Annotated in this window: 9 protein-coding genes and 1 tRNA gene; 4 read left to right on the forward strand and 6 right to left on the reverse strand. The window is 71.7% G+C overall.

The annotated features are described in order from the left end of the window. Window positions 1–6 precede the first annotated feature (6 nt). The 4 genes from efeB (at window position 7) to ACZ3ZD_RS33100 (ending at window position 4,906) form a co-directional block, all read left to right on the forward strand. Entirely contained in the window at window positions 7–1,293 is a 1,287-nt protein-coding gene (gene efeB, locus ACZ3ZD_RS33085; RefSeq protein WP_467405656.1) for an iron uptake transporter deferrochelatase/peroxidase subunit, read from the forward strand. A 78-nt stretch (window positions 1,294–1,371) separates the two neighbouring features. After that, window positions 1,372–2,304: a prephenate dehydratase gene (gene pheA, locus ACZ3ZD_RS33090; protein ID WP_467405660.1), complete on the forward strand. Its 933-nt coding sequence runs from the start codon at window positions 1,372–1,374 to the stop codon at window positions 2,302–2,304. Between the two features lie 530 nt (window positions 2,305–2,834). Then, window positions 2,835–4,112 carry a serine--tRNA ligase gene (serS, locus tag ACZ3ZD_RS33095; protein WP_467405663.1) on the forward strand — a complete coding sequence of 426 codons (1,278 nt, stop codon included), beginning with the start codon at window positions 2,835–2,837 and terminating at the stop codon, window positions 4,110–4,112. Next, window positions 4,109–4,906 carry an HAD family hydrolase gene (locus ACZ3ZD_RS33100; protein WP_467405667.1) on the forward strand — a complete coding sequence of 266 codons (798 nt, stop codon included), beginning with the start codon at window positions 4,109–4,111 and terminating at the stop codon, window positions 4,904–4,906. The genes serS and ACZ3ZD_RS33100 overlap by 4 nt, the downstream gene beginning before the upstream one ends. Before the next feature lie 62 nt (window positions 4,907–4,968). Here the strand turns inward: ACZ3ZD_RS33100 and ACZ3ZD_RS33105 are convergent. The 6 genes from ACZ3ZD_RS33105 to ACZ3ZD_RS33130 form a co-directional block, all read right to left on the reverse strand. Beyond that, a tRNA-OTHER gene (locus ACZ3ZD_RS33105) sits at window positions 4,969–5,075 on the reverse strand. Window positions 5,076–5,417: 342 nt separating this feature from the next. Continuing rightward, window positions 5,418–5,684, reverse strand: coding sequence for an SGM_3592 family protein (locus ACZ3ZD_RS33110; RefSeq protein ID WP_467405669.1), 267 nt, complete (start codon window positions 5,682–5,684; stop codon window positions 5,418–5,420). Between the two features lie 88 nt (window positions 5,685–5,772). Next, window positions 5,773–6,492, reverse strand: a complete 720-nt coding sequence (locus ACZ3ZD_RS33115; RefSeq protein ID WP_467405673.1) for an ABC transporter permease subunit — start codon at window positions 6,490–6,492, stop codon at window positions 5,773–5,775. A 10-nt stretch (window positions 6,493–6,502) separates the two neighbouring features. After that, window positions 6,503–7,414, reverse strand: coding sequence for an ABC transporter ATP-binding protein (locus tag ACZ3ZD_RS33120; protein ID WP_467405675.1), 912 nt, complete (start codon window positions 7,412–7,414; stop codon window positions 6,503–6,505). After that, window positions 7,411–8,325, reverse strand: coding sequence for an ABC transporter permease subunit (locus ACZ3ZD_RS33125; protein WP_467405679.1), 915 nt, complete (start codon window positions 8,323–8,325; stop codon window positions 7,411–7,413). Before ACZ3ZD_RS33125 ends, ACZ3ZD_RS33120 begins: the two co-directional genes overlap by 4 nt. Then, window positions 8,315–9,280: an ABC transporter ATP-binding protein gene (locus ACZ3ZD_RS33130; RefSeq protein WP_467405704.1), complete on the reverse strand. Its 966-nt coding sequence runs from the start codon at window positions 9,278–9,280 to the stop codon at window positions 8,315–8,317. Before ACZ3ZD_RS33130 ends, ACZ3ZD_RS33125 begins: the two co-directional genes overlap by 11 nt. Window positions 9,281–9,462: the final 182 nt, after the last annotated feature.

Here is a 9,462-nt window from a genome sequence, read left to right on the forward strand (position 1 = left end):
CGCACCATGCCCGACCAGTCCGTCCCCCAGGCCCGTACGCCCGAGGCGCCGCCGGCGCGGCCCGGGTCCCCCTCCGGACCCGGCGGCGTCTCCCGGCGTGCCGTGCTGGGCACCGCCGGCGCCACCGGTCTCGTGCTCGGCGCGGCCGGCGGTGCGGTGGGCTACGCCGCCGCGCCCGCCGGGGCCACCCCGCTGACCTCGGTGGGCTCCGAGCGGGCGATGTTTCACGGGAAACATCAGCCCGGCATCACCGAGGGCCTCCAGGCGCGCGGCCACCTCGTCGCGTTCGACCTGGCGCCGGGCGCGGGCCGCAGGGCCGCGGCGGCCGTGCTGCGCCGCTGGTCGACGACGGCCGAGCGGCTGATGGCGGGCGAGGCCGCCCCGCACGGCGACACCGGTGTGGCCCGGGACGCGGGCCCGTCCGCGCTGACCCTCACCTTCGGCTTCGGCCACACCTTCTTCGACCGGACCGGCCTGGAGAAGCAGCGGCCGGCCGCCCTCGACCCGCTGCCGGACTTCTCCTCCGACCGGCTCGACAAGTCCCGCAGCGACGGCGACCTGTGGGTGCAGATCGGCGCGAACGACGCCCTGGTCGCCTTCCACGCCCTGCGCGCGATCCAGAAGGACGCCGGCTCGGCCGCGCGGGTGCGCTGGCAGATGAACGGCTTCAACCGCAGCCCGGGCGCCACCGCCCACCCCATGACGGCCCGCAACCTCATGGGCCAGGTCGACGGCACCCGCAATCCGAAGCCCACCGAGGCCGACTTCGACCGGCGGATCTTCGTGCCGGACGCGGGCGAGCCCGCCTGGATGGCGGGCGGCTCCTACGCGGTCGTACGCCGGATCCGCATGCTCCTGGACGACTGGGAGAAGCTGTCGCTCACCGCGCAGGAGCAGGTCATCGGGCGCCGCAAGGCCGACGGGGCGCCGCTGTCCGGCGGCGACGAGACGACCCCGATGGACCTGGAGAAGGCCGACGCCCACGGGAACTACGTCGTCCCGCTGAACGCGCACGCCCGGATCACCCGGCCCGACCGGAACGGCGGCGCGGCCATGCTGCGGCGCCCGTTCTCCTACCACGACGGCATCGACGCGGACGGTACGCCCGACGCCGGTCTCCTGTTCGTCTGCTGGCAGGCCGACCCGCTGCGGGGCTTCGTACCGGTGCAGCGCAAGCTCGACCGGGGCGACGCGCTGTCCGCGTACATCCGGCACGAGGCCAGCGGCCTGTTCGCGGTGCCGGGCGGGGCGGCGAAGGGCGAGTACGTGGGGCAGCGGCTGCTGGAGGGCTAACCGGGTTCAAACCACCCGGTCGAGTGGCATCCATGAGACACGTGCGACGGGCCTCCCCGCGGCCATTAGGGTGAGGTCATGCCAGCGAGCTATGCCTATCTCGGCCCGGAGGGCACCTTCACCGAGGTCGCTCTGCGCACGCTCCCGGAGACGGCCACCCGGGAGCTGATCCCCTACGTGTCGGTGCAGTCCGCGCTGGACGCGGTGCGGGCCGGCGAGGCCGAGGCCGCGTTCGTGCCGATCGAGAACTCCGTCGAGGGCGGCATCACCACCACCCTGGACGAGCTGGTCGCCGGCGAACCGCTGATGATCTACCGCGAGGTGCTGCTGTCGATCACCTTCGCGCTGCTGGTCCGCCCCGGCACGAAGCTCACGGACATCAAGACGGTCTCCGCCCACCCGGCGGCCCAGCCCCAGGTGCGCAACTGGCTGCGGGCCAACCTCCCGGACGCCCTCTGGGAGTCGGCCGCCTCCAACGCGGACGCCGCCCGCCTGGTCCAGGAGGGCCGCTACGACGCCGCCTTCGCGGGCGAGTTCGCCGCCGCCCGGTACGGCCTCGAGGCGCTGGAGACGGGGATCCACGACGCGGAGAACGCGCAGACCCGGTTCGTGCTGGTCGGCCGCCCGGCCCGGCCGGCCGCGCCCACCGGCACCGACAAGACCTCGGTGGTGCTGTGGCAGCGCGACGACCACCCCGGCGCCCTGCGCGACCTGCTCGGCGAGTTCGCCTCGCGGGGCATCAACCTGATGCTGCTCCAGTCCCGGCCGACCGGCGCGGGCATCGGGAACTACTGCTTCTGCATCGACGCCGAGGGCCATATCGCCGACCGCCGGATGGCGGAGGCGCTGACGGGGCTGCGGCGGATCTGCCTCCAGGTGCGCTACCTCGGTTCGTATCCCCGGGCGGACATCGCACCGGGCGGGGCCAGGCCGACCGCGCCGGGGACCTCCGACGAGGAGTTCATCGCGGCGGCGGACTGGGTGGCGCGCTGCCAGGACGGCCGGTTCTGACCGGTCGTATCTGCGGACGAACGTTATCCACAGAAGTTATCCACAGGTGCCCTTCTCGACCTGGGGACAAGTCGACAGGACAGGGTCGGCGGGTCGACAAATCGCCCTGTGGTGCCCCACCGAGGCCACCTTCGCCCGGTTCACCCTTCGTCCACCCGTTTCCCGGGGTTCATCTTTTGGAGCGACCGTTTTCCACCCGAAAGTGGGTGTCGACGGAGTTTGCCCTGGGAATTCATCGAGCTGATCATGGTTTCGACGGTGATCAATTCCGAAGTCCACAGACTTTCCCCACACCCTGTGGATAACTCTGCCGAACGTGCCGCCCTCTGTGGACAACCCGGCCGCCAAATCCCGTCCGCGACAAGGGAATCCGGTCAACCGGGCGTCCGGGGCATGCCCCGTCCCAGGGAGTGAGACACTTTTCCTTGACACGAACGGCAATAACCGCATAACGGAACGTAAGCCGCGAATCAGAACCCTCCGGAATAGTGATTCGTGAGCCGCGACCCCGCACCGGTAGCCTTGGCCCTGTGATTGACCTTCGCCTGCTTCGTGAGGACCCCGACCGTGCGCGCGCGTCCCAGCGCGCCCGTGGAGAGGACGTCGCGCTCGTCGACGCCCTCCTGTCTGCCGACGAGCGGCGCAGGTCCTCCGGCGTCCGCTTCGACGAGCTGCGCGCCGAGCAGAAGCAGCTCGGCAAGCAGATCCCCAAGGCCACCGGCGACGAGAAGGCCGACCTCCTCAAGCGTGCCGAGCAGCTGAAGGCCGACGTCAAGGCCGCCGACGCCGAGCGCGACGCGGCCGACGCCGAGACCCAGGAACTGCTGCTCCGGCTCGGCAACCTCGTCCACCCCGACGTGCCCGTCGGCGGCGAGGAGGACTTCGTCACGCTGGAGACGCACGGCACGATCCGCGACTTCGGTGCCGAGGGCTTCGCGCCCAGGGACCACCTGGAGCTGGGCCAGCTGCTCGGCGCCATCGACGTCGAGCGCGGCGCCAAGGTCTCCGGCTCCCGCTTCTACTTCCTCACCGGCGTCGGCGCCCTGCTGGAGCTGGCCCTGGTGAACGCGGCGATCGCCCAGGCCACCGCCGCCGGCTTCACCCCGATGCTCACCCCGGCGCTGGTCCGCCCGCAGTCCATGGCCGGCACCGGCTTCCTCGGCCAGGCCGCCCAGGACGTCTACCACCTCGACAAGGACGACCTGTACCTGGTCGGCACCTCCGAGGTCCCGCTGGCGGCCTACCACATGGACGAGATCATCGACGCCGACCGGCTGCCGCTGCGGTACGCGGGCTTCTCCCCGTGCTTCCGCCGCGAGGCCGGCTCGCACGGCAAGGACACCCGGGGCATCTTCCGCGTGCACCAGTTCGACAAGGTCGAGATGTTCTCGTACGTCGCGCCCGAGGACTCCCAGGCCGAGCACCAGCGCCTGCTGGAGTGGGAGAAGCAGTGGCTGACCTCGCTGGAGCTGCCGTTCCGCGTCATCGACGTCGCCTCCGGTGACCTCGGCTCCTCGGCCGCCCGCAAGTTCGACTGCGAGGCGTGGATCCCGACCCAGGGCAAGTACCGCGAGCTGACCTCGACCTCGGACTGCACCGAGTTCCAGTCCCGCCGGCTGTCCATCCGGGTCCGCGACGGCAAGCAGGTCAAGCCGCTCGCCACGCTCAACGGCACGCTGTGCGCCGTACCCCGCACGATCGTGGCGATCCTGGAGAACCACCAGCTGGCCGACGGCTCCGTCCGGGTCCCCGAGGTGCTGCGCCCGTACCTGGGCGGCCGCGAGGTCCTGGAGCCGGTGTCCCGGTGAGTTTCCCCTACGGGCTGGTCGCCACCGACCTCGACGGAACGCTGCTGCGCCCGGACGAGTCGGTCTCGCGGCGCACCCGTGACGCGCTCGCCGCGGCCACCGCGGCGGGCGCCGCGCACATCGTCGTCACCGGCCGCGCGGTCCCGTGGACCCGGCACATCCTGGACGACCTCGGCTACGACGGCCTCGCCGTCTGCGGCCAGGGCGCCCAGGTCTACGACGCCGGCGCGCACCGCCTGCTGACCTCGGTCACCCTGGACCGGCAGCTGGCGGGCGTGGCCCTGGCGAAGATCGAGGCCGAGGTGGGTCCGCTGTACCTGGCGGCCAGCCGGGACGGCCTCGACGGCGAGGTGCTGGTGGGCCCGGGGTACGCGGTCACCGGCAAGCTGCCCGCGACCCCGTTCACGGACGCCTCCGACCTCTGGACGGCGCCCCTCAACAAGATCTACATCCAGCATCCGACGCTGAGCGACGACGAGTTGGCGGACGCGGCCCGGCGGACGGCCGGCGGCTTCGTCTCGGTGGCCATGGCGGGCGCGGGCATCGTCGAGCTGCTGCCGCTCGGCCTGTCCAAGGCGACGGGCCTGTCCCTGGCGGCCCGCCGGCTGGGTCTGAAGGCCGCCGACACGATCGCCTTCGGCGACATGCCCAACGACATCCCGATGTTCGCCTGGGCCTCCTACGGCGTGGCCATGGCGGACGCCCACGAGGAACTGAAGGCGGTGGCCGACGAGGTCACCGCGTCCCCCGAGGACGACGGCATCGCGGTGGTGCTGGAGCGGTTGCTGGGCTGAACGCCCCGGCCGGGCCGCCGTGGGCCGCCGACGGCGGCGGGAATCCCGGTGGTGTCGTCTCGCGGAGGATGCACGGATCGAACGTGCGCGGGCTGTCAGGGGCCCGATCACGGCTCGCCGCTGGTGGAACGCAGCGCGAGCCGGTGCCTTACCACTCGGCCAATCCTCCGGGTGGGCGGTCCACGCGAGAGCGACATCGCGTGCTCGAAGCGACCGCCCCGGGCAGCTTCCGTGGCTCCACGGAGCGGTAGGGAATCACTCCGGAGCCGGCCTCGGGCTGCCCTGTCGGGAGCCGGGCGTACTGCCGTGCATGGACATCGCCCGCCTCCGCTCCCGGTCGGTGACGCCGGGACGATCCCGGCGGATGGTGCACAACCACTCTGCCCCGCCACCGAGTTGGGCGCCACCGAATAAAAGCGGGCAAACGGCCGCCAGGTCCTTTCCTCCGGATCAGGCCGGCTCCGGGTGGCGGTGCCTTCCGGCGACGCCGGCAGGATCCGAAAGGGAGGGCCTAGCGGCGCCGCCACCTGCGACGCCGCGTCCTGCCGAAGAACCAGCCCGCCGGAGGCTCCTCGGAGCGCCAGGGCTGCGGCTCGGGCGCCTCGGCCCGCCAGCGTGCGGCGAGCATCCGGGCCCGGGCGGACGGCTCGCGGGACCCGGCCGCCCGGACGAACGCCTCGTCCAGGACGACGTCGTCCCAGACGCCGTCCCGGTCACTGTCCCGGACGTCCTCGCCGTCCCGCCCCCGCCCTTCCCGCTGCGGCATCTCCTCAGCCATCCGCGGCCTCCCAGCCGTACCACCCGTTCTGCCCAGAATGCCCGGGGCCGGGTGAAGTCCCCGTCAAGGCCGCGGTGGCCGTCGCGGGCTACTCCTCGCCCGCCAGGGTCAGCGAGCGCAGCTTCTGGCCGGCGTACCAGGTGGCCAGCACGGTGACCGCCACCAGCAGCACGGTGGCCGTCGGCAGGCCCACCTCGGAGGTCACCAGGTCACCGCCGGCCAGCTTGTGGGCGACGGCCAGCGACCACTGCTGGACGCTCAGCGTGCGCGCGCCCGGCACCAGGGAACCGAACAGCGCCTCCCAGACCAGCGCGTAGACGAGCCCGAAGACCACCGCGTGCCGGGAGACGGTGCCCAGCAGCAGGAAGAGCGCCGAGTAGGCGATGGAGGAGACCAGCGCGGCGACCGTGTAGGCGACGGCGATCTGCTGGCCGTTGCCGTTCAGGATCAGGCCCGCGATCAGCGTCGGCACCGCGGAGAAGACCATGGTCACGGCGATGGCGACGATGAGCTTGGTGAAGACGATCGTGGGCCGCTTGAGCGGCTTGGACAGCAGGTACACCACGGAGCCGTCGTCGATCTCCGGGCCGATCGCGCCCGTGCCCGCGATGACACCGATGATCGGCACCATGGTGGCGAGCGCGAAGCCGCCGAGGACGTCGGCGGCCGTCTGGTCGTCGGCCCCGGTCAGGCCGCGTACGGCCACGGAGATCACGATGAGCAGCAGCGGCAGAGCGCCGAGGATGAGGGCCCGACGGCGGCCGAGCAGGGCCCGGTAGGTGAGCCGGGCGACAGTGGGGTCGTACATCTTCGGCCTCCTACGCCGCGACCAGATACGAGAAGACGGACTCCAGGGACTCGTCCGACGGAGAGACCGTGTGGAGCCGGATGCCGTGGTCGCGGGCGACCCTCGGCAGCAGGGCGGTGAAGCGGCCGAAGTCGACGGCCTGGATGCGCAGGGCGCCCTCGGCGTGGTCGACCTCGATGCCGGCCGTGGACGGGTCGGCGATCAGCGCGGCCGCGAGGGCGCGGTCGTCGCTGGACCGCACCAGGTAGCGGTGCGGGCGGTCGGTCATCAGGCGGCGGATCCGGCGGAAGTCGCCGCTGGCCGCGTGCCGTCCGGCGACGACGACCTCGATGTGCCGGGCGAGCTGCTCGACCTCCTCCAGGATGTGCGAGGAGAACAGCACCGTGCGGCCCTCGTCGCCCATCCTGCGCAGCAGATCCATCAGTTGCATGCGCTGACGGGGGTCCATGCCGTTGAACGGCTCGTCGAGCAGCAGCAGCGACGGGTCGTGGACGAGGGCGCTCGCCATCTTCACGCGCTGCCGCATGCCCTTGGAGTACGTGGAGATCTTGCGGTCCTGCGCGTACTCCATCTCGACCGTGGCGAGGGCGCGCCGGGCGGCCTCGTCGCCGAGGCCGTGCAGTTCGGCGTTGGCGACGACGAACTCGCGGCCGGTGAGGAAGTCGTACATCGCCTCCCGCTCGGGGACGATGCCGATGTGCCGGTAGACGGCCTCGTTGCGCCACACCGGCTGTCCGTCGAGGGTGACCGTGCCGGTGGAGGGGGCGAGGAAGCCGCCCATCATGTTGATCAGGGTGGACTTCCCGGCGCCGTTGGGGCCGAGCAGGCCGGTGACGCCGGGGCCGATGGTCATGGTGACGTCGTTGACGGCGACGACGTTGCCGAACCAGCGGGAGACGTGGTCGATGGAGAGAGTGGTCACAGTCCCACCTTCCGGTAGCGGCGCGCCAGCAGGCCGTAGCAGCCGGCGATGAGCCCGAGGACGAACAGGACGTAGACCGCGCCCTCGCCGGCGGACGGGCCGGTCCCGCCGGGGAAGGCGGAGCTGCCGCCGAGGAAGGCGGACTGCACGCCGTCGATCAGGGTGATGGGCGAGAACAGCCCGATCCACGGGACGGCGCTGCTGCTGCCCTGGGTGTCGGCGATGGCCTGGAGGGTGGACACCGCACCGTAGGAGATGGTCAGTACGGCGATCACAGCGGCGATGCCGAAGCCGCGGCGCGGGGTGAACGCGGCGATGACCAGGCCGATACCGGCGAAGAGCAGTGAGAGCAGGGCCACGGCGACCAGTCCCTGGGCGAATTCCTTGGTCTGGTGGGCGAAGCCCATCTTGGACAGCAGCGCGCCCACGTACATCACGAGCAGCGGGGCACCGGTGAGGACGAAGAGCGCCGAGGCGAGCGCGGCGAACTTGGCGCGCACGTAGTCGACGCTCTCGATGGGCCGCGAGAAGTACAGCGGTACGGTCTTGAAGCGCAGGTCGCGGGAGACCGCCTGGGGTGCCTGGGAGGCGACGTACAGGCTGATCACGGCCTGCATGATGACCGGGTACCGGGTGTAGGCCACCGGCAGTTCGTGCGCCTTGGTGGCGACGGCGACGGCGACCATGATGGCCGCGGGCACGCAGATCACCGCGAACAGCAGCATCGGCAGCACCTTGGACTTCACCGAGCGGCCGAGGCCGTAGGCGCCGCGCAGGGACTGCGAGTACAGCGAGCGGCGGGCGTAGGCGCGGCCGAGGCGCGGGCCGTCGTAGCCGCGGTAGCCGATGTCGTGGATGCGGGTCTGGTCGCCGGCCAGGGTCGCCGCATGGGTGGGCTGCTCAACCGCCATGGCCGACGGCCTCCTTCCGCTGGTCGTCGCTGCTGGTGAACACCTCGGAGATGTGGTGCCGGCGCTGTTCCATGCGCACCAGGCCGAGGCCGAGGTCGGCGACCACGTCCCGGACGAGGTCGTAGGTCTCCTCGCCCGTGGCGGTCAGCAGCAGGATGTGTCCGGCGCCGGGCAGGCCGCCGGCCTCCGCGTGCGTGTCGGCCCCGCGCGCGTGGAGCGCCTCGCGGACCGCGCGGGTGCCGTCCGGGTGGGCGTCGCTGTCGGTGACCTCGATCGCGAGCGTGGTCGTGGTCTGGGTGAAGTCGGTGGTGGAGCTGGAGCGCAGCAGCTTGCCGCCGTCGATGACGACGACGTGGTCGCAGGTGCGCTCCAGTTCGCCCAGCAGGTGCGAGGTGACCAGGACGGAGATGCCGAAGTCGGTGTGGATGCGGCGGATCAGGCCGAGCATCTCGTCGCGGCCGACCGGGTCGAGGCCGTTGGTCGGCTCGTCCAGGAAGACCAGCCGCGGGTCGTGGACCAGCGCCTGGGCGAGCTTGACCCGCTGCTTCATGCCGGTCGAGTAGCCGCCGATGGGGCGGTAGCGCTCCTCGTACAGACCGACGTGGCGCAGGGTGTCGGCGGTGCGCTCGCGGGCGGCCGCGGGCGGCAGGCCGGACATGCGCGCCATGTGGACGACGAACTCGGTGGCCGAGACGTCCGGCGGCAGGCAGTCGTGCTCCGGCATGTATCCCACGCGCTCGCGGATGGCGGCGCCCTTGGTGGCGACGTCGAGGCCGAGCACCTCGGCACGGCCCTCCGTGGCGGGGGACAGCCCCAGCAGGATCTTGATCAGGGTGGACTTGCCGGCGCCGTTGGCCCCGACGAGGCCGGTCACACCGGGTCCGATGTCCATGGACAGCCGGTCGAGTGCGGTCACCCGGGGGAACCGCTTGCTCAGGCTTTCGGTCGCGATCACAGTCACGCGTACGAAGGTAGTGACCCGGGCCACGTCCGTCGTCAGACCTCAGAGCCGTTTACCCATCAGCCCCAGGTATTACGGCGCCCTAGGTGTTCTGTCCGGGGAGGTTGTGGACGGGTGAGTCAGATCTCGGCTGAGGGATCTTGAACGGGTGAGGGCCTTCCGGTTCGGTGTGGATT

The organism is Streptomyces sp. NPDC023481 (assembly GCF_055560195.1).

What these genes read in the sequence shown, in the direction of transcription:
- ACZ3ZD_RS33110 (WP_467405669.1), bottom strand. Translation starts at nt 5,684, where the DNA reads ATGGCTGAGGAGATGCCGCAGCGGGAAGGGCGGGGGCGGGACGGCGAG.
- ACZ3ZD_RS33115 (WP_467405673.1), bottom strand. Translation starts at nt 6,492, where the DNA reads ATGTACGACCCCACTGTCGCCCGGCTCACCTACCGGGCCCTGCTCGGC.
- efeB (WP_467405656.1), top strand. Translation starts at nt 7, where the DNA reads ATGCCCGACCAGTCCGTCCCCCAGGCCCGTACGCCCGAGGCGCCGCCG.
- pheA (WP_467405660.1), top strand. Translation starts at nt 1,372, where the DNA reads ATGCCAGCGAGCTATGCCTATCTCGGCCCGGAGGGCACCTTCACCGAG.
- ACZ3ZD_RS33125 (WP_467405679.1), bottom strand. Translation starts at nt 8,325, where the DNA reads ATGGCGGTTGAGCAGCCCACCCATGCGGCGACCCTGGCCGGCGACCAG.